The sequence below is a fragment of the Streptomyces sp. NPDC093591 genome, assembly GCF_044764885.1.
Lineage (GTDB): Bacteria > Actinomycetota > Actinomycetes > Streptomycetales > Streptomycetaceae > Streptomyces.
This window is the reverse complement of the sequence record NZ_JBIWIY010000032.1, coordinates 14,650-34,517: the sequence shown is the minus strand read 5'-3', so window position 1 is coordinate 34,517 and position 19,868 is coordinate 14,650. Positions and strand designations below refer to the sequence as shown.

At 70.8% G+C, this 19,868-nt stretch carries 14 protein-coding genes; 2 read left to right on the top strand and 12 right to left on the bottom strand.

Translation table 11 applies throughout. The annotated features are described in order from the left end of the window. Positions 1-398: 398 nt before the first annotated feature. A complete protein-coding gene (locus ACIREI_RS44185; RefSeq protein ID WP_403345920.1) occupies positions 399-1,142 on the top strand; it encodes an IclR family transcriptional regulator in 744 nt (247 codons plus the stop codon). Positions 1,143-1,156: 14 nt separating this feature from the next. Here the strand turns inward: ACIREI_RS44185 and ACIREI_RS44180 are convergent, their stop codons facing one another. The 4 genes from ACIREI_RS44180 to ACIREI_RS44165 form a co-directional block, all read right to left on the bottom strand. Continuing rightward, a complete protein-coding gene (locus ACIREI_RS44180; RefSeq protein ID WP_403345846.1) occupies positions 1,157-1,510 on the bottom strand; it encodes a cupin domain-containing protein in 354 nt (117 codons plus the stop codon). A gap of 125 nt (positions 1,511-1,635) precedes the next feature. Further along, the gene (locus tag ACIREI_RS44175) at positions 1,636-3,075 is read right to left on the bottom strand and encodes an NAD-dependent succinate-semialdehyde dehydrogenase (RefSeq protein WP_403345844.1); all 1,440 of its coding nucleotides are present in this window, start codon (positions 3,073-3,075) and stop codon (positions 1,636-1,638) included. Further along, complete coding sequence (locus ACIREI_RS44170) at positions 3,072-5,975, bottom strand: FAD-binding and (Fe-S)-binding domain-containing protein (protein ID WP_403345842.1); 2,904 nt, start codon at positions 5,973-5,975, stop codon at positions 3,072-3,074. Before ACIREI_RS44170 ends, ACIREI_RS44175 begins: the two co-directional genes overlap by 4 nt. Beyond that, a complete protein-coding gene (locus ACIREI_RS44165; protein WP_403345840.1) occupies positions 5,972-7,240 on the bottom strand; it encodes an aspartate aminotransferase family protein in 1,269 nt (422 codons plus the stop codon). Before ACIREI_RS44165 ends, ACIREI_RS44170 begins: the two co-directional genes overlap by 4 nt. Positions 7,241-7,558: 318 nt before the next feature. Between ACIREI_RS44165 and ACIREI_RS44160 the strand changes: the two genes are divergently transcribed. Beyond that, positions 7,559-9,253 carry a PucR family transcriptional regulator gene (locus tag ACIREI_RS44160; protein ID WP_403345838.1) on the top strand — a complete coding sequence of 565 codons (1,695 nt, stop codon included), beginning with the start codon at positions 7,559-7,561 and terminating at the stop codon, positions 9,251-9,253. Positions 9,254-9,430: 177 nt separating this feature from the next. Here the strand turns inward: ACIREI_RS44160 and ACIREI_RS44155 are convergent, their stop codons facing one another. The 8 genes from ACIREI_RS44155 to ACIREI_RS44120 form a co-directional block, all read right to left on the bottom strand. Next, positions 9,431-11,287, bottom strand: coding sequence for an ABC transporter permease subunit (locus ACIREI_RS44155; RefSeq protein WP_403345836.1), 1,857 nt, complete (start codon positions 11,285-11,287; stop codon positions 9,431-9,433). A gap of 6 nt (positions 11,288-11,293) precedes the next feature. Further along, positions 11,294-12,811 (bottom strand): ABC transporter substrate-binding protein, encoded by a 1,518-nt coding sequence (locus ACIREI_RS44150; RefSeq protein WP_403345834.1) that lies wholly within the window; start codon positions 12,809-12,811, stop codon positions 11,294-11,296. A gap of 706 nt (positions 12,812-13,517) precedes the next feature. Then, complete coding sequence (locus ACIREI_RS44145) at positions 13,518-13,775, bottom strand: hypothetical protein (RefSeq protein ID WP_403345832.1); 258 nt, start codon at positions 13,773-13,775, stop codon at positions 13,518-13,520. Between the two features lie 501 nt (positions 13,776-14,276). After that, the gene (locus tag ACIREI_RS44140; RefSeq protein WP_403345830.1) at positions 14,277-15,761 is read right to left on the bottom strand and encodes an NAD-dependent succinate-semialdehyde dehydrogenase; all 1,485 of its coding nucleotides are present in this window, start codon (positions 15,759-15,761) and stop codon (positions 14,277-14,279) included. Between the two features lie 60 nt (positions 15,762-15,821). Continuing rightward, complete coding sequence (locus ACIREI_RS44135; protein ID WP_403345828.1) at positions 15,822-16,688, bottom strand: ABC transporter permease; 867 nt, start codon at positions 16,686-16,688, stop codon at positions 15,822-15,824. Next, complete coding sequence (locus tag ACIREI_RS44130) at positions 16,685-17,578, bottom strand: ABC transporter permease (RefSeq protein WP_403345826.1); 894 nt, start codon at positions 17,576-17,578, stop codon at positions 16,685-16,687. Before ACIREI_RS44130 ends, ACIREI_RS44135 begins: the two co-directional genes overlap by 4 nt. 3 nt (positions 17,579-17,581) lie before the next feature. Further along, on the bottom strand, positions 17,582-18,721 hold the full coding sequence (locus tag ACIREI_RS44125; RefSeq protein WP_403345824.1) for an ABC transporter ATP-binding protein: 1,140 nt from the start codon (positions 18,719-18,721) through the stop codon (positions 17,582-17,584). Then, on the bottom strand, positions 18,714-19,814 hold the full coding sequence (locus tag ACIREI_RS44120) for an ABC transporter substrate-binding protein (RefSeq protein ID WP_403345822.1): 1,101 nt from the start codon (positions 19,812-19,814) through the stop codon (positions 18,714-18,716). Before ACIREI_RS44120 ends, ACIREI_RS44125 begins: the two co-directional genes overlap by 8 nt. Positions 19,815-19,868 lie beyond the last annotated feature (54 nt).

Below are 19,868 nucleotides of genomic sequence, written 5' to 3'. Positions count from 1 at the left end.
TACCCCCCCCCCCCCCCCCCCCCCCCCCCCCCCCCCCCCCCCCCCCCCCCCCCGCCCCGCCCCCCCCCCCCCCCCCCCCCCCCCCCCCCCCCCCCGACCCTCAGCCTTGTGTCACGGCAGCCACCGCCCTGTGCCCGACCGGGGGAAGGTCGGGCACAGGGCGGCCGCACCACGCGGCACGGCGGGCCCGGTCAAAGCCCTACCGCTGTCCATCGCCGCGGGGAATCGGGACCCCGGCACACCTCAGGGACGGTCCACTGATCGACCGACTCCTGCCGCGTTCCACATCGTGGCACGCTATGCTGGAATCCGGCACAGATGCTGACCGTGACTCCGTGCTGGAGTCAAGAGGCAATGAGAACCAGGGATCCGCAGGTCCGAGGGGGCATCGAATGGAAATGAAGAGCGTCACCAGGTCGCTCCGGGTTCTGGAGGCAGTCGCCAGACATCAACCCGTGACCGTCGGGGAGTTGACGAGGATTTTCGGGTTGCCGAAGTCCACCGTGCAGCGCACCCTGGTCACCCTCAACGAGGCGGGCTGGCTGCGGGCGAACCGCAAGGACACCACCCGCTGGGAGATCGGCGCCCGCGTCCTGGCCGTACGACCCGCCGCCCTACAGGGCTCCAGCCTCTTCGCCGCAGCCCGTGAACCCATGATCCGGCTCCGCGACGCACTGAACGAGACCATCCACCTGTCGGTGCCGGACGCCCTGCAAGGCATGGTCGTCGTCGACCGCGTCGACTGCGACCACGCCGTACGCACCTTCCACGCCATCGGCGACACCTCGCCCCTGCACGCCACGGCCGCCGGGAACGCCGTCCTCGCCCATCTGGGGAAGTCCGAGATAGAAGAGGTCACCGCGGGGACGCTGGAGGGTTACGGCGAGGAGACCATCACCGACCCCGGAGAACTGCGCGCGGAGCTCCGCCGCGTGAGAGAGCGTGGCTACGCCGTCAACCACAACCAGTACCTGCAGGGGGTCTGCGCGATCGCGGCACCCGTGCTCGACGGTGAGGACACACCCCTGGCCGCCGTGGCCGTCTCCCTGCCCGACTCCCGCTTCGAGCCCGGCCGACTGTCCGAGCTTGGCCGACTGGTCGCCGAGACGGCGGCGGAGATCACCGCCCGGCATCTGGCCTGACGGCGCTCCCGGCGTCACTTCACGATCACGTAGATCTTGCGCACGGTTTCGATGGTCTTCCAGACACCGACGAAGCCCGGCTTCATGACAAAGCTGTCGCCGGCCTTGTAGACCACCGGCTCGCCACCGTCCGGCGTGAGTTCGACGGTGCCGGCGAGGATGTGGCAGAACTCAAAAGTCTCGCCCTTGATCGAGCGCGTCTCGCCGGGCGTCGCTTCCCAGACTCCCGTATGGATCATCTCCCCGCGGGCGACGTCCTGGGGCCAGGTCATGAACGCGGGGTCGCCCGACACCAGACGTTCCGGGAGCGGGCCGGACTCGTGCGGCGCGAAGGAGGGATTGGTGTCGATGGTCTTCAGGAGCGACATGTTTTCCTTTCCTGGACTCGAAGAATCGGTAGCCGCGGCCCACCCGTGCCCGGCGGCGTGGAAAACCGGGCACGGGTGAGGCCCGTCACGGTGCGTGCTGCGGCGCGGTCAGGGCATGACCGCCGTCAGCTCACGGGCACCGCGAGGTACTGGTACTCGAGGAACTCGTCGATCCCCACCCGGCCGCCCTCGCGGCCCAGCCCCGACTGCTTGACGCCGCCGAAGGGTGCGGCCGGGTTGGACACGAGACCCGTGTTCAGCCCCACCATGCCCACCTCCAGCCGCTCACTCACCCGCAGGGCACGGTCGAGGCCCTCGGTGAAGACGTAGCCGACCAGGCCCCAGGGGGTGTCGTTGGCCCGGCGGATCACCTCGTCCTCGTCGTCGAAGGTGAGGATCGCGGCGACGGGGCCGAAGATCTCCGTGTCCATCAGGCGGCTGCCGGGATCGACATCGGCCAGCACGGTCGGTGGGTAGAAGCAGCCGGGGCCTTCGGGTGTACGGCCGCCGACGAGCACCTGCGCCCCGCGCTCGACCGCGTCGGCGACCAGCTCCTCCACCTTGGCGCGTCCCCTCCTGTCGATCAGCGGGCCGACGTCGACGCCGTCCCGGGTGCCCGGACCGACGACCAGCGCGTCCATCCGCTCGGCCAGGCGCCGCCCGAACTCCTCCGCCACCGAGCGGTGCACGAAGAAGCGGTTGGCGGCCGTGCACGCCTCACCCATGTTGCGCATCTTGGCGACCATCGCCCCGTCCACGGCCTTGTCCAGGTCGGCGTCCTCGAAGACGACGAACGGCGCGTTCCCGCCCAGCTCCATCGAGGTCCGTACGACCGCCTCCGCGCTCTGGGCGAGCAGCAGCTGCCCCACGGCCGTGGAACCGGTGAAGGAAAGCTTGCGAATCCGCCCGCCGCGCAGGAGCGGTTCGCACACCTCCCCCGCACGGGAGGTGGTGACGACGTTCAGCACGCCGTCCGGCAGCCCGGCCTCCTTGAGGATCGCGGCGAGGGCCAGGCTGGAGAGAGGGGTCTGCGGGGCCGGCTTGAGCACCATCGTGCAGCCGGCCGCGATCGCCGGGCCGATCTTGCGGGTGCCCATCGCCAGCGGGAAGTTCCACGGGGTGATCAGCAGGCAGGGACCGACGGGACGGCGGGAGAGCAGCATGCGGTTGCGGCCGTCCGGCAGGGTGGCGAGGCCGCCGTCGATACGGACGGCCTCCTCGGAGAACCAGCGGAAGAACTCCGCCGCGTACGCCACCTCTCCCCTGGCCTCGGCCAGCGGCTTGCCCATCTCGGCCGTCATCAGGTGGGCGAGTTCGTCGGTGCGCTCGATGATGATCTCGTAGGCGCGGCGCAGGATCTCGCTGCGCACTCGGGGCGCCGTACGGGCCCACTCTGCCTGCGCCTGCACGGCCGCTTCCTCGGCCAGCTTGGCGTCCTTGGAGCCGGCGTCGGCCACGTGGCAGAGGACCTCGCCGGTGGCAGGGTCGTCGACGGGCATGGTGGCACCGTCCGCGGCGTCCACCCAGGCGCCGCCGATGAACAACTGCGTGGGTGTGTCGGTCATGAGTTCTCTCCTGGTTGTCCGGGCCGGTCGGCGGCGGGGTCGAGCAGTTCCGCGAGGTGCAGGGCGCGGATGCCCCGGTCTCCGGCGAGGTGGTCGATCTGGGTGGCGCAGCTGAAGCCGTCGGCCACGACGACGGCCGGGGTATGGGGGTCCACGTCGTCGAGACGCGGCCGCAGGGCGAGGTCGGCGACGGCCATCGAGGTGTCGTAGTGCTGTTCCTCGAAGCCGAAGTTGCCGGCGAGTCCGCAGCAGCCCTCGGCCTCGTCGATCTTGCGTACGCCGAGGCGGCCGAGCAGGTCGCGGGGGTGACGGCCCTTGAAGGTGGCGTACTCGTGGCAGTGGGTCTGCAGGACCACGTTGTCCGGCAGCTCCGGGGGCGCCCAGCCGGGGGTGGCGAGGTCGGTCAGGGCTCCGGTGAGGGTGTGGACGCGGGCCGCGACGCGCCGCGCGGCGTCGGTGCCGAGGAGTTCGGGCACGTCACGCTTGAGCGCTGCGGCACAGCTCGGCTCGGCCACGACGATGGGCCGGTCGTCTCCGTTGTCCAGGCGGGCGACCGTGCGGGCCATGATGCGGCGCGCGCGGGACAGCTGTCCGGTGCTCACCCAGGTCAGGCCACAGCACAGGTCGTCCTCCGCCGTGCAGGGGATGCCGGCGTCGGCGAGTACGCGGCTCGCGGCCCCGGCCACCTCGGGGCGGAAGGCGCGGGTGAAGCTGTCCACGAAGAGCAGCGTCTTCGCCGGTTCGCCGGTCCTCGCCGTGCGCAGCGCGCGGCGCAGCGCGTACCGGGAGGCGAAGGCCGGGATCCGGCGTTTCGTGGTCACGCCGCCGAGGCGCGCGAGCAGCTTCCCGAGCGGGCCGCGCAGCAGCGCGTTCACCGGGCGGGCCGCGTATCCGGCGAGCTTGGACGTCAGGGGCAGCCAGCCCAGGGAGTAGTGGGAGCGGGGTCTGACCCGGCCCTTGTAATGCTGGTGCAGGAACTCCGCCTTGTACGTGGCCATGTCGACGCCGACCGGACAGTCGCTGGAGCACGCCTTGCAGGACAGACACAGATCGAGGGCGTCCTTGACCTCGGTCGAGCGCCAGCCGTCCTGGACGGTCCCGCCCCGCACCATCTCCTGAAGGAGCCGGGCCCGGCCCCGCGTGGAGTCGTTCTCCTCCCCCGTGGCCCGGTAGCTGGGGCACATCACGCCGCCCGCGTCGCTGCGGCAGCGGCCGACGCCGACGCAGCGGCGTACCGCGCCCGCGAAGCCGTCCTCGTCGTGCGGGAAGGAGAAGAGGGTCTCGACGGGCAGCACGTCAGAGGGTGTGTGCAGCGCGAGGTCGGCGTCGAGGCGGGCCGGGGCCACGATGACGCCGGGGTTGAGCAGCCCCTCGGGGTCGAAGATCTCCTTGAAGGCGGTGAACGCCCGGATCATGCGGTGGCTGTACATGACCTCCAGCAGCTCGCCTCGGGCCCGTCCGTCGCCGTGTTCGCCCGACAGGGTTCCGCCGTGCTCGACGACCAGGGCAGCGGCTTCGGAGAGGAACCGGCGGGTGGCATCCCGCCCTCTGTCCGTGGCGAGGTCGAAGTCGATGCGTACGTGGACGCAGCCTGCGCCGAAGTGCCCGTACAGCACACCGGTCAGCCCGTGGGCGGCCAGCAGCTTGCGGAAGTCCCGCAGGTAGGCGGCCAGGTCCTCGGGCGCGACGGCCGCGTCCTCCCAGCCGGGCCAGGACTCCCCGCCGTCCACGAGACGAGCCGCGAGTCCCGCCCCGTCCTCACGGACCCGCCACAGCGAGCGCCGCTCGGCCGGGCTGTGCACGACCCGCCCGCCGGTCATCCGGCCCCGGGCCTTGAGCACCTCCAGCAGTTCGTCGGCGCGGGCGTCGACGGCCGCCTGGTCATCGCCGTCGAGCTCGACGTACAGCCAGGCACGGCCCTCGGGGAGTCCGGTGACGGAGTCCGGGCCGCGCCGGGCGCGCATGGTGGCGACGATCGCCTCGTCCATGCCCTCCACGGCCGTGGGGTGCCGGCGCAGGATCTCGGGGACGTCCTCGGCGGCGTCGACCACGTCGTCGTAGCCGAGGGTGAGGAGGGTGGAAGCCTGTGCGGTCGCCACCAGGCGGACCGTCGCGGCGGTGACGACCGCACAGGAGCCCTCGGTGCCCACCAGTGCGCGGGCCATGTCGAAGCCGTGCTCGGGCAGCAGGTGGTGCAGCTGGTAACCGGAGACCTGGCGCGGGATGCGGCCCAGCTCGGTTCGGATCGACGCCAGGTTGGCGTCGACCATGCGGCGCACGTCCGCTTCCAGACCTGCGACACGCTGGACGGCGTCCCTGTCCTCCGGGTCGGCGGCCCGCAGTCCGGTCCGGTCGGCGACGGCCCGCACGCCGTCGGCCGTCACGATCTCCAGCGCCTCGATGTGGCTGCTCGTGCGCCCGTGCCGCACCGACCGGTTGCCGCAGGCGTCGTTGCCGATCATGCCGCCGAGGGTGCAGCGGCTGTGCGAGGACGGGTCGGGGCCGAAGGTGAGTCCGTGCAGTGCGGTCGCGCTACGCAGCGCGTCCAGGATCACTCCGGCCTCGACGCGCGCGGTGCGCGCGGTCGGGTCGATGTCCAGGATCCGGTTCATGTACCGGGAGAAGTCCAGGACGACGCCCGGCCCGACCGCGTTGCCCGCCATGCTGGTGCCGCCGCCGCGCGCGGTGACCGGAACATGTGCCTCGCGGCAGGCCCGCAGCACCGCGACGACGTCGTCGGCGCTGCGGGGAAAGACCACGGCCCGCGGCGGGACCCGATAGTTGGAGGCGTCGTAGGCGTAGAGGCCGGTGGAGCCAGGGCCGGTCTCCACCCGCAGGCCGGGAGCGGTCTCGGCGAGCCGCGCGACCAGCGGCTCCAGGGCCGTGGTGGTGTCCGTCATCGCCCTGCCGCTCCCGATGTGCCGGCCTCGACGGCGGTCGCCCATGCCTGGAGACCCTCGTCGACCGCCGTCTCGTCGATGACGAGCGCCGGGATCATGCGTACGACCTGGTTCCAGGCGCCGCACAACAGCAGGAGCAGGCCCTCGTCGATGGCGGCGCGCTGGACGCGGGCGGCGGTCTCGGGGTCGGGGCTGCCGTCCTCGGTGACGAACTCGGTGGCCAGCATGAGGCCGAGGCCGCGCACGTCGCCGATGCCCGGCGTGCGGTCGGCCACCGCCTCCAGGCCCTGGCGCAGCCGCTCGCCCATCGCCTCGGCGTTCTCGACGAGCTTCTCGTCGCGTACGACGTCCAGGGTCGCGCAGGCCGCGGCGCAGGCGACGGCGTTGGCGCCGTACGTACCGCCCTGCGAGCCGGGCCACGCCTTGGTCATCAGCTCCTCGGAGGCGGCGATGCCGGACAGCGGGAACCCGCTGGCCAGGCCCTTGGCGGTGACGAGGATGTCGGGCGTGACCCCGAAGTGGTCGTGCCCCCAGAAGCGGCCCGTGCGGCCGACGCCCGTCTGCACCTCGTCGAGGATCAGCAGGAAGCCGTGGCGGTCCGCCCGCTCCCGCAGCCCCTCCATGAAGGCGCGGTTCGCGGGGACGTATCCGCCCTCACCCAGCACCGGCTCGACGATGATGGCGGCCGTGTCGGCGGGCGAGGAGATCGTCTGGAGGGTGTAGTCCAGCTCCTTCAGGGCGAAGCGGGTCGCGGTCTCCTCGTCCCAGCCGTACCGGTACGCCGAGGGGAACGGAGTGACGACGACACCGCTCATCAGCGGGGAGAAGCCGGACCGGAAGCGGGTTCCGGAGGTCGTCATGGAGGCGGCGGCGACCGTACGGCCGTGGAAGCCGCCGTGGCAGACGATGACGTTCGGGCGGCCGGTGGCCTGGCGGGCCAGCCGCAGGGCGGCCTCGACCGCCTCGCTGCCGGAGTTGGTGAAGAACAGGCTGTCCAGGCCGGACGGCAGCACCTCGCCGAGCTTGTCGACCAGCTGGCGGAGGGGCTGGTGCATGACCGTCGTGTACTGGCCGTGGATCAGCGTGCCCACCTGCTCCTGTGCCGCCGCGACGACCTTGGGGTGGCAGTGACCGGTGCTGGTGACGCCGATACCGGCGGTGAAGTCGAGGTAGCGGCGGCCGTCCTGGTCGAAGAGGTGGACGCCCTCGCCCCGGGCCGCCACCACGGGCGTGGCCTGGCGAAGGTGCGGCGACAGTGCGGTCATGTTCGTCTCCCGGCCTCGGTGTTCGGTCTGCTGCGGTTCTGCTGGTGTTCTGCTGGTGTTCTGCTGCGGTTGTGCTGCGGTTGTGCTGCGTTCTGACGAGCATCTCGGCGGACCAGGGCCGCGCCAACGCGCGATCTGTCCGGCCGGGACGCGAGATCCGGACGTTGTGTCAGCCGCGCCGGGCCCTCCACCCCGCCCCTCCGCCTCGTAGCTGCCGTCTCCGAGCTCTTGCGCAGGTCAGCGACGCTTGTCAGAGTGACGGGGCACTTCCCCGAGCTCTGTGGCTTCATCGGAGCCGGGACCCCCCATGGAGGCACCGTGAGCGAGAACCACCCCACGGCTCCAGGGCCGGGCGCCGACGGCCCCGCCCCCTGCGTGCCGGGCCGCGAGGTGAACACCGCCGGCCGCCCGCTCACCGTGGCCGACGTGCTGGCCCTTCCCGTCCTGGCCGCCGGACAGCCGCAGGTGGTCACCGGCTTGTCCCGGCTCGACCGCCCCGTCCGCTGGGTCCACATCACCGAACTGACCGACCCCGCCTCCTTCCTGAAGGGCGGCGAACTCGTCCTGACCACCGGGATGCCTCTGCCCGAGGAGCCGGCGGGCGTACGCCGTTACGTCGACGAACTCGCCGACATCGGCGCGGCGGCCCTGGTCATCGAGCTGGTCCGCCGCTACCACCGCCCTCCCGACGCCCTGGTCCACGCCTGCGAGGCCCGCGGCCTGCCCCTCGTCACCCTGGCCAAGGACGTCAACTTCCTGGAGGTCACCCAGGTCGTCCACGCGTTCATCCTCGGCAACCAGGCCGAGGTGATGCGACGGACCCAGCGCGTCCACGAGGCGTTCACCGCGCTCACCCTGCGCGGCGCAGGGCCCGAGGACGTCGTACGCGCCGCCGCCGAGATGAGCGGCCACACCGTCGTACTGGAGAACCTGGTCCACCAGGCACTCGTCTGCGAGCCTTCCGGTGACACGGCCGAGGCGGCGCTCACCTCCTGGGAACAGCGCTCCCGAGCGACACCGCCCGCCGACCACACCACCGTCTCCGGCCCCGAGGGCTGGCTCGTGGCGCCCGTCGAGTACCAGGGCGAACGCTGGGGCAGGGTGGCCATGCTCCCGCCCCCGTCCGGCCCGGCCCCTCACTCGGCCTTCGGCCCGTTCGGTCCGGAAGCCGTCACGGTCCTGGAGAGAACCGCGATGGCCCTCACCATCGCCCGTCTCACCCACCCCACGCCGTGGGAACGCGCAGCACACCGCGGCGTGCTGCGCGACCTCGTCGAACAGCGCCACCGTTCGCCCGCCGACGCCGAGGCCCGGATCGCCGCGCTGGGCCTGCCCACGGCGGACTCCCGCTTCATCGCCGTACTCGCAGACGTCCCCGGCGAGGACGACACGACCAAGGCCGAGGAACTCCTCTCCGAGGAGCTGAAGAAGAAGGGAACACAGGCCCTCGTCGGCCTCCTCGCACCGACCCGCCTCGGCATCCTCCTGTCCCTGCGCCCCGATCAACCGTGGCGACCCGTCGTCGAGCACCTGAGCCGCACCGCACTCGACCTGGTTCCCGGGACAACGGTGAGCACGGGCAGCGAGGCGGCAGACCTACCCGCCGTCGCCCGCTCCTTCCGTGAGGCGACCCGCGTCGCCGAAGCCACCGAGCCCGGCCGGCCGCTCCCGCCGGACCGCTCCTACCACGAACGGTCCGACATCGGCCTGCGTCGCCTTCTCTACGCACTCCGCGACGACACCCGGATCCAGGACTACGCCGAACGCCGGCTCGGCCGACTCGCCGACCACGACGCCCGCCACGGCACGGACCTGCTGACCACCCTGCGCCACTACCTGGACGCGGCAGGCAACAAGACGGTGGCCGCCCGCTCCGGCGGCCTGTCCCGCGAGACCGTCTACCAACGACTGCGCGCCATCGAGAGGATCCTCGACTGCGACCTCGAGTCCGGCGAACAGCGCACCGAACTGCACGTGGCACTCACGGCCCTCGACGTCCTGCGGGTCAAATGAGGTCAGTGCCGGTCGACGCCCCATGTCTGTGTCTGACAGGCCATCAGAGTGGGTGTCACAAGCATCACTTCACCCCCGGTGACCACCTGCCCGTGCTGGTGCGGATCGGGCGCCGGTGAGGCCGGGGACCTGCGGCGGCGCATGCGGGCCTGTCACCGGGACCGCGATGTGGCGGCGTCATACAACCGACCGGGGTTCAGTTCGCCCGGTACTGACCTTGTCCTCCCCCTGCACACCCCTCCTACGGGACCAACGGGACATCCGGCCCCGGACCGACGCCGGGCCGCGCACAGCCGCGGCGTCCGTGCCGGAGAGGGCGAGGACGGAGAGCAGGACGAGTGCGCAGGCCGGGCCGAGTACGGTCCAGGGCGCCAGTTCCGCGTACGGCTGGTTCTCCGACAGGAGGCGGCCCCACTCGGCGGTGGGCGGCTGTTCGCCCAGACCGAGGAAGCCGAGGGAGGCCAGTACGAGGACGGTGGTGGGCAGGCGCAGGAGGGCGTTGCGCAGGACGGGGGGCAGTACGGCGGGGAGCAGGTGGTGGCGGAGGAGGTAGCCCGGACCGGCGCCGAAGGAGAGGGAGGCGAGCATGTGGCCGCTGGCCCGTTCCTGTTCGAGCAGGGCCGCGGCCTGGGCGGCGTAGGGCGTCCAGCCGACCAGGCAGACCGCGAGGGCGGCACCCGAGGCCGACGGGCCGGTCACCGCCGTGGTCAGCATTCCGGCGAGGACTGCGGGCATCGTCGACACCACTTCCGTGAGCCCCGCGCCGACCTGTGCCGCCATGCCGAGCAGCAGCCCGGTGAGCGTGCACACCGCGGTCACCGCGAGGGCCGCGCCCACGGTGCGCAGCGCGCCGTGGCCGAGGCGGGCGAGCAGATCGCGGCCGAGCGCATCCGTGCCCAATGGGTGTGCGGCTGAGGGCGGGAGCAGTCGGGCCGCGGTGTCCACGTGGAGGGGATCACGGAGCAGTCCGGCGGTGACGAGAGTGAGCAGGGCGAGGGCGCAGGCCAGGGCGGCCCAGCGGGTGAAGCGCCCTCGGGCAGCGGCCGGTGCGTGCAGGGCGGGCAGGGCTCCGTCCCGCAGGGCTGGGCCGAGCAGGGCGCGGCGCAGGGCCTGGATGAGGAGGCCCGCGACGACGCCGAGCAGGATGAGGGCGAGTGTCGCGGTCTGCAGGGGCGGGAGGTCCTGGGCGATGGCGGCGTCCAGGGCGAGGCGGCCGAGCCCGGGAATGTTGAAGATCTTCTCCACCGCGACGGCACCGCCGACCAACCCCACGACGGTCGGCAGGAGTTGCGGGAGGACACCGGCCAGCGCGCGGCGCAGCGCGTGCCGGGCGACGTGGTGGGGTGCGAATCCGTAGGCGTGCCAGGTCCGGGCCCACGGTTCGTTGAAGGCGGCGGGGAGCGACTGGTCGAGCAGACCGCCGATCATCGCCCCGGACGGAACCCCGAGGGCGAGCGAGGGCAGCACCATCGACGTCGGCCCCTCCCACCCGCTGGACGGGAACCAGCCCAGCCACACCCCGCACACGGTGGCGAGGAGTGAGGCGAGCAGGAACTTGGGCAGCGCCGCGAGGACGCCGACGCCGATGGCCCCTGTCCCCCGGTGCAGTCGTCGCCGGGAGCCGAGATACAGGGTGCGGGCACTGACCAGCGCGGCGACCACGATGGTGACGACGAGCGCCCCGAGCATCAGCGTGACGGAGACCGCGAATGCGCTCGTCACCTGGGGCAGCACCGCCTCACCTGACACCCAGGAAGTGCCCGCGTCGCCCTGTGGCAACCCGCCCAGCCAGTGCGCGAGATGTGTGAACGGTCCCTCGTCCAGCCCCAGTTGCTCCCGCACCGCAGCCAGCTGCTCCGGATTCGGATCCTGGTCGGCGGAACGGGCCCGCAGGACCGTCAGGGCGGGGTCGTTGCCGGACAGCCAGGGCAGCATGGCCACGGCCGTCAGCAGCGCGGCCCCGGCGACGAGGCGGCCGAGGCCCGCGCGCCACCGGGACGGGCGGGCATCGGTACCGGCCGACATGACGCTCATCGGCCGCTACTTCAGGTGGGTGTCGACGTCGATCAGGGAGCGCTCGCGCGGGTCGAGGAGCACGCCCTCGACGTTGGTGGCGATGCCCTGGACGACCTTCTCGTGGACCAGCGGGACGACGGCGTCGGTGCGCAGGACCTGCGCCTCGGCCGCCATGATCTTCTGCTGTCGCTTCGTCGTGTCGCCTTCCTCGGCGGCGGACTTGATGGCCTGGTCCACCTTGGAGTCCTTCAGACGGGCGATGTTGTACACGCCGTCGCTCTTGTAGTCGCTCGCCAGGTAGGCGACCGCGTCGCCGGTGTCGAGGAGCACCACCCTGGAGAAGACGAGGGCGTCGTACCTGCCGGCGAGGAGGTCGGCCTCCATCTGCGTGTACTCGCGTACGTCCTGCTTCACGGTGAACCCGGCCTGCTCCAGCTGCTGCTGCAGCACGGTGGCGGCCTCGGGCAGTTCCGCGCGGTTGGTGAAGGCGGCCAGACGCAGGACCTTGCCCTTCGTCTTGGACCTGACCTGCGCGGAAGTCGCGGCCTTGGCGCGGCCGGTGACCTCGACACGCTTGTCGGCCGCCCAGGACACGGCGGGCCCGAACAGGCCCTGCGCGGGGTCGGCGTACCCGCCGAAGACCGAGTCGACGAGCGCCGAGCCGTCCACGGCCTCACGGGCCGCCGCGCGCAGCGCCGGGTCGGTGAACAGGCCGTCGCCGGTGTTGAGGACGAGGCTGTCGGTCCGTACGGACGGCACTTCGTGACGGGTTCTCGCGTCCAGCAGCTTCGCCTGGGCGGTGGGGATCCACTCGGCGATGTCGACGTCGCCGCCGCGCAGGGCGTTGGCACGGGCGGTGCCGTCGGCTATCCAAGTGACGTCGATGCCGGGCGCCTTGGCCCTGCCGCCCCAGTAACCGTCGTAACGGTCGAGCGCGGCCTTGGACTTGCCGGTGAGCTTCGTGACCTTGAAGGGGCCGGTTCCGGTGCCGATCGGGCTGGCGGTGCCGTCCTTCGCGTACGCCTTGGCGGAGAGGATGGCCAGCACGGGGCTGGCCAGGCGCAGCGGGAGCACCGGGTCGGCGGCCTTGGTTCTGATGGTGACCGTGTCGGCGTCGTCGGCCTTCGCGGTGAGGGTGACGTCGTTGAGGACGCGGGGCTTGGGCGTTGCGGCGTCCGCGTGGTCGAGGGCGTTGACGACCGCGTCGGCGGTCACCTGCGTGCCGTCCTGGAAGGTGGCCTTGCGCAGCTCGAAGGTCCAGGTCGTGGGGTTGGTCCGCTTCCAGGACTTCGCCAGCGCGGGCGCGGCGGCGCCGTTCTTGTCCAGGGCGGTGAGTCCTTCGACGACGGAGAGCTTGCCCAGCAAGGTGGCGTCGTCGCTGTACGGGGACAGTGCCTGCACCGGCGGCCGGGCGAGCGCGACCCTCAGCCGACCGGCCGACCCGCCTTCCGTATCCGATCCTTCTGCGCCGGACACGAAACAGCCTGCGAGCAGCGGAGTGAGAGCGAGTGCCACGAAGACGCCCCGGGGGGTCGTACGCATGGGAGGTCCTGTCATGCGAGAGAGGGTGGTTTGAGCCCCTGCGCGCCAGATGTCGGCAATAAGGGCTCGACCACTATACTTAGGTGAGCCTTACTTGATCTACCTCGGTAGGTGAATTCTCAACCAACGAGATCGCTGCGCACGAGGTAGCGGCATCCGCGACCGGATGGCTCCGCTATGGCCTGACCTGGCTCATCCCCGCTCCGGCTGATCCGCGAGCCGGCTTCCGCCCATGCGGCGAGCGTCGGCGGCGTACCCGTGAACGGCCACGTCATTGGGCACCGCAACCCGGCTTCCCGGAGGCACACGGTCCCTTGCCCCAACGCCTTCGGCCTGCCTGCCGACCGCAGGTTCCACCCGCCGGTCGACCTGCGCGACGAGCGGACCATGGCACTGCTGCCGACCTGCGAGATCGTGCAGGCCCGCCGGGCGGCCGCCCACCACGCCGACGTCCTCGCGGCCGAGCGCCGCACCCGGTTCGGGTTCACAGTGTCCTGAGCGTGAGTGCGACGCCGAGCCGTCCGCGCAGGCTGGGCTGCGGGACGCGCGCGCTCGCGGCGGCAAGCGGCTCGTATTCAAGCCGTGGGAGCACCGGACCTCCGAAGCACAAACGACCACTGTCAGCAAGAGGCCGTGCTGAGCTGAGGCTGCCATCGCGCCATTCAGCGATGGCGTCACACCCGTTGCACTCGATGCCCAGATGTCCCTACGCGTCCCAGCGAGGCCGCCTCCAGGCGCACCACGATGTCGAAGTCACCGCTGAGATCTCGCGGACGACGACCTCGGGGATGCGTTTGAGCGCGGCCAGGACGTCGCCTCCGCGCATGCGGTCCTGGCGGTGGACGAGGACCAGCGCCGAGATGACATTGCCGGTTTCGTCGCCCGCGCGGACGATGGTGTAGTCGGCGATGTGGCCCTGGCACTCCAGCCGTTCGATGCGCCGGCGCACCGCATTGCGGGACAACAGCACCTTGCCGGCCAGCTCGGAGTGCGAGATGCGGGCGTTGCGGGTCAGCTCGGCGATGATCTTCTCGTCGGTGGCGTCCGCGGTCGACCGTCTCCTTCACAAGTTCGTGGAAACGGCAGCCCCCACGGCACGCGGACCGCGGGGTGCCATGGCTTCCTGCGGAGCATGGTGCGGGCCCGGTGAGAAAGAACCGAGACTCCCCCCGGGCTTCCGTGGCTGCTCAACGCCCAGACGCCTGGCCAGCTGCTGGATGCCCCTTGCCGTCGGTGACCAGGCACTGCGAGGCAGCTGCCGGCGGCGGGAATTGCTTCACAGCGCCGTCCTGCCGAAGATCCGTGCGGGCGGCCAGGCCGGCGGTATCAAAGCCGCCGCCGGAGACTGGCCACCCCGGGGCGGATTTGGCCGCCCGCCAGTGGACGTCGCGGAACGGATCATCATCCTGGTCACTGCGTCGCCCGGCTGGCACGTGGGCGAGCCCCGCACTGGAGTCCGCCTTGCTCAGGTGTTGAAGCCGGGCAGGGACAGGTACTTGAGCTGCTGGTACTCGTGGAGGCCCTCGGGCCCGCCTTCACGGCCCAGACCGGACTGCTTGATCCCGCCGAAGGGTGCCGCGACCTCGGAGACCAGGCCGCGGTTGATGCCGACCATGCCCGCCTGCAGACGGGCGGCGACCCGGCGGGCGCGGTCGATGTGGGACGTCATCACGTACGACGCGAGGCCGTGCTCGGTGTTGTTGGCCACCGCTATGGCCTCGGCCTCGGTGGAGAACCGGTGGATGGCGGCGACGGGGCCGAAGACTTCCTCGTGCATGATCGCGGCGTCGGCGGGGACGTGGTCCAGCACGGTGGGGGCGGCGTAGTGGCCCGGCCCGTCAGGGATGTCCGCCTTGCCGACGACGACGGCACCCCGGGCCACCGCGTCCTCGACGAGGTGGCGGACCTTGTCCACCGCACGGTGGTCGGCCAGCGGACCGAGCTCGGTGTCCTCCCGATCCGGGGGCCCCACCCTGGTGGCGGCCATCCGCTCACCCATGGCAGCGGTGAACGCGTCGGCGATTCCCTCCTGGACCAGGAACCGGTTGGCGCCGACACAGGACTGACCGCCCAGCCGCATTTTCGCGATCATCGCTTCGCGGACCGCGAGGTCGAGGTCGGCGTCGTCGAAGACCAGGAACGGCGCGTTGCCGCCCAGCTCCATCGAGGTGCGCAGCACCCGGGCACCACTCTGCTGAAGCAGCAGCCTGCCGACCGGGGTGGACCCGGTGAAGGACAGCTTGCGCAGCCGGGGGTCGGCCAGCAGAGCCGTGGTGACCGCTGCCGCGTCGCTGCTGGTGATCACGGTCAGGACACCCGCGGGCGCGCCGGCCTCACGCGCCAACTCGCCCAGCACCAGGGAGGACAGCGGGGTGAGCGCGGCCGGCTTGAGCACGGCGGTGCAGCCGGCGGCGAGGGCGGCGGCGGCCTTGCGGGCAGCCATGGCCAGCGGCACGTTCCACGGAGTGATCAGCAGGCAGGGCCCGACCGGTTCGGCGACGGTGACGATGTGACTCTTGCCATCCGGGGAGGGAGTGCTGCGCGCATGGGGGCGGACCGCCTCCTCTGCGTACCAGCGGAAATAGGCCGCGGCGTAGTCGACCTCACCCCGGGCTTCGGTGATCGTCTTGCCGATCTCCAGGGTGATGATCCGGGCCAGACGCTCACGGTGTTCGATCAGTGAGCCGGTGAGCCGGTGCAGGACGGTTGCGCGTTCCCGCGGGCTGGTGAGGGCCCACTGGTCGGCGGCCGCGGCCGCCGCGTCCAGTGCTTTGAGCGCGTCTTGTGCGCCGCAGTCGGCGACGGTGGCTATGACTTCCTCGGTTGCGGGGTTGCGCACCTCGAAGGTGCGACCGCCGGTGGCGGGTTGCCAGTCGTGGGCGAGGAAACCGCGGGGGACGGAATCGACGAGTGCCGACTCCCCTGAGGGAGCGGTGAGCGTGTCAGTCATGCGCGTGGCTCTTTCGCTGATCGCAGGATGGTGTGTTGAGAGAGCACGATCGGTGGGTGGTCATACGGCGTCGCCTCCCGGGTTGGCGACGCCGACCGTGTTCTCGACCGAGAGCAGGGAGTCCTGGCGTCCGGAGCCGAGCCAGCGCACCAGGGCCACCAGGCCCAGGGCGAGGATCGCGAAGGCGATGAGGATCGCGCTGACGGCGGTGACGCTGGGGTCGATTTCGAAGGTCAGTGAGTTGTAGACCTGCACCGGCAGGGTGACGGTGTCCACCGAGGAGAGGAACTGGGAGATGTAGAACTCGTCGAAGCTGGTGATGAAGGAGAAGATCGCTGCCGCGATCATGCCGGGGGCGGCGAGCGGGAAGGTGATCTTCCGGGCGATCGTGAGCCGGCCGGCGCCCATGCTGGCGGCGGCGTCTTCGAGGCGTTCGTCGATCCCGCGCAGGGTCGCGATCAGGATCAGTACCGCGATCGGTGAGGCGAGCACGGTGTGGCCGAGCGCGATGGCGATCGGGCTGCCCAGCATCGCGGCCGGTTCGAACAGCAGGAACAGCCCGAGCGCGGTGACGATCTGCGGGATGACCAGCGGTCCGAGGACCAGGGCGAAGACCGCCGAGCGCAGCGGGAGTTCGCTGCGGACCAGGGCGGTCGCCGCGGTCACCCCGATGATCAGGGAGAACACGGTGCTCAGGGCGGCGACCAGGGCGCTCAGGGAGAGCGCGGCCGGCCATTTGCTGCCGTCGGCGAAGAGGGCCTTGTACCAGTTCAGCGTCCACGTCTCGGGTGGGAAGGAGGCGAAGGCGTTGTTGCTGAAGGAGGTGACGAGGATGACGACGATCGGCAGGGCCAGGAACAGCAGGATGACGGTGGCGACAGCGGTCAGGGCGATCCGTCCGGCGAGGGACTTGCGCAGCTCCATCATGATCCGCTCCTCTTCTTACGGCTGGCGCCGAGCGAGGTGACGGCCTTGACCAGGAGCAGTCCGGCCAGGGTGAGGACCAGCAGGATGACGCCCTGCGCGGCGGCCCCGTTCCACTGGTTCTCCTTGGTGACCTGCTGGTTGATGAGGGTGGCGATCATCGTCTGGTCGGGTCCGCCCATCAGAGCGGGGGTGATGTAGTAGCCCAGCGAGAGGATGAAGCTGAGCAGTCCGGCGCTGGCCAGGCCGGGGCCGACCAGCGGCAGATACACCCGCCGGAAGATGGTCACCTTGCCCGCGCCCATGCTGGCCGCGGCGGCCAGCAGGCGCCGGTCCACCCCGCGCATCACCCCGTACAGCAGCAGCACGGTGTAGGGGAGCATCATCGAGGTGGTGCCGATGACGACACCGAGCTCGTTGTAGAGCAGCTGGAACGGGGCTCCGGGGACCGACATCGCGGTCAGGGTCTCGTTCACCAGGCCCTTGTCGCCGAGCATGATGATCCAGCCGTAGGTGCGTACCAGCGCGGAGACGAAGTGCGGCACGACCACGACCAGCATCGCAAGGCCCGCGAGGATGGGCTTGAGCCGGGTGATGGCCTGGGCCAGGACGAACCCGAAGACGAGGCTGAGCACGGCCGTTTCGGCGGAGATCCGCAGCGTGGTCAACAGCACGGAGAGGTTCACGCCGGTGAGTGCGTCGGCATACCAGTGCAGCGTGAACGACCCGTCCGCGTCCTTCAGGCTCAGCAGCAGCGTGCTGAAGATCGGGTAGACGAACAGCACCAGCAGATAGACGACGACCGGCAGCGCGTACAGGATCCCGACCCTGGTCTTGCGCGAAGCCAGGAGCTTGCGCGGACGGGCGGGGGCGGTGGCGGTGAGGGCGGTCATGGCTCACCCGCCCTGTTCGTCGGCGAAGAGGTTGACGTCGTCCGGGTCGGCGGTGATCCCGATCCGCTCGCCGGCGACGGGGCCCCGGCCGGCGGGGACCTCCAGGCGCAGCAGCGGGGCGCCACCGCCGTCGATGCGCACGCCCGCGCGGACCAGGGTGCCCACATAGGTCGCGGTCTCCACCGTGCCGGTACAGAACCCGTCGTCGGTAGCGCAGGCCCGCAACCGGCCCGGCTGGACGGCGACCTTGACCTGACTGCCGGAGGGCAGGTCGTGGCGGCGCGCCTTCAGCAGGCCGCCACTGTTGTCGAGGCGGACCAGGGTGTGCTCGTCGCTGTGCTGCTCCACGCGGCCGGTAAGGAAGTTCGCCGCGCCGAGGAAGTCCGCCACGAAGGGGGTCTTCGGCCGTTCGAACAGCTCCCTCGGGGTGTCGAACTGCTCGATCAGGCCGTTGCGCATCACCGCGATACGGTCCGACATCACCAGCGCCTCTTCCTGATCATGCGTCACATAGATGACGGTCAGGCCCAGTTCCTGCTGGATGGTCTTGATCTCGACCTGGAGCTGGTCGCGCAGCTTCTTGTCCAGAGCACCGAGCGGCTCGTCCATGAGAATCACCGGCGGCCGGTAGACCAGCGCCCGGCACAGCGCCACCCGCTGCTGCTGACCACCGGACAGCTCACGCGGCTTGCGGCCACCGAACCCGGACAAACCGGCGATCTCCAGCGTCTCCCCCACCCGGCGGCGGATCTCGGCCTTCGGCACCCCGCGCAGCGTGAGCGGGAAGGCGACATTCTCACTGACCGTCATGTGAGGGAACAGCAGGTACTGCTGGAAGACGAAGCCGAGGCCTCGCTTCTGTGGCGCGAGCCGCGTCACATCCCGGTCCCCGACGGTGATGGTGCCGGAGTCCGGTTCGCAGAACCCGGCGATCATCATCAACGTCGTGGTCTTGCCCGACCCCGAGGAGCCGAGGAAAGTGACGAACTCCCCCGCCGCGATCTCCATCGACGCCTCGTCGACGGCAACCACGTCCCCATAGGTCTTACGCAACGCCACCACCGACAGCGACTTGCCGGTGGCCGCGGCCGGCTTGTTGCCGGACACCTTCACCGACGGTGCGGCGATACCGAATTCAGCCACGAGCCCACTCCAACCAGCGCTTGGTGACGGCCGATTCGTTCTTCAGCCACCAGTCGATGTCCGTGTCGAAACCCTTGTCGAAGTACTCGGGCGCACCGGCGAGTTGGGAACGCTCCTCGTTGGTGAGCATCGTGTAGGCCTCCGCAGAAGCCGGGTTCGACGGGAAGGCCTTGGCCAGGGCGGCCTGGCTCTCCGCACGCAGCGAGAAGTCCATGAGCTTGTAGGCGTTGTCCGCGTTGGCCGCGCCCTTGGCGATGGCATAGCCCTGGAACTGACGGCGCATACCGTTGAGCTGCCGCTCCACCGGGACGCCCTGCTTCTGCAGGTCGGCGATACGGCCGTCCCACACGGTGGACATCGTCACCTCCTGGCGGCTGAGCAGCACACCGGGGAGCGGGCCGCTGTCCCAGAACTTCTTGATGTCACCCCGCAGCCGGGTCAGCACGTCGAAGGCGCGGTCCACATCGAGCGGGTACAGCTTGTCCATCGGGACACCGTCGGCCAGCAGCGCGAACTCCAGCTCCGGCAGGTCACCGTCCGGGTGAACCATCGAACGGGCACCCTGGAACGCCTTGGTGTCCCAGAAGTCCGCCCACGACTCCGGCTTCTTACCCCCGAAAGCATCCGTGCGGTATGCCATACAGGCGCCGTAGAAGCTGCTGCCGATGGCATGGTCGGTGATCTGGCTGTCGGGGATCTTCGCGCTCTTCACGCTCTTGATCCGGTCGAGGTCCAGCGCCTCCAGCGCGTCCTGCTTCACGTACTTGGTGTGGGACATCATCGAGTTGTTGATGAGGTCGCACTGCGGGCGGCCCTGTTTGATCTGCGCCAGCAGCGGGGCGTCGTCCAGGTTGAGCACCTTCACGCTGATGCCGGTCTCCTGCGTGAACGGCGTGTAGATCGCCTTCTGCAGCGCCGCACCGTAGGAACCGCCACTGTCGCGGATGACCACCGTCTTGCCGCCCTTGCCCCCACCGGACGACACGCGGCTGGTGCCGGTGCCGCAGGCGGCGAGGGAGGGAAGAGCGGCGAGGGCGGCCAGGCCGCCCGCTCCGCGCAGGAGCGCTCTACGACCGATCTGGGCATCACTCATGGCAATACTCCTCATCTGGGGACGCGTGGGACCAGCTGTGCGGGGCTTTGCCTC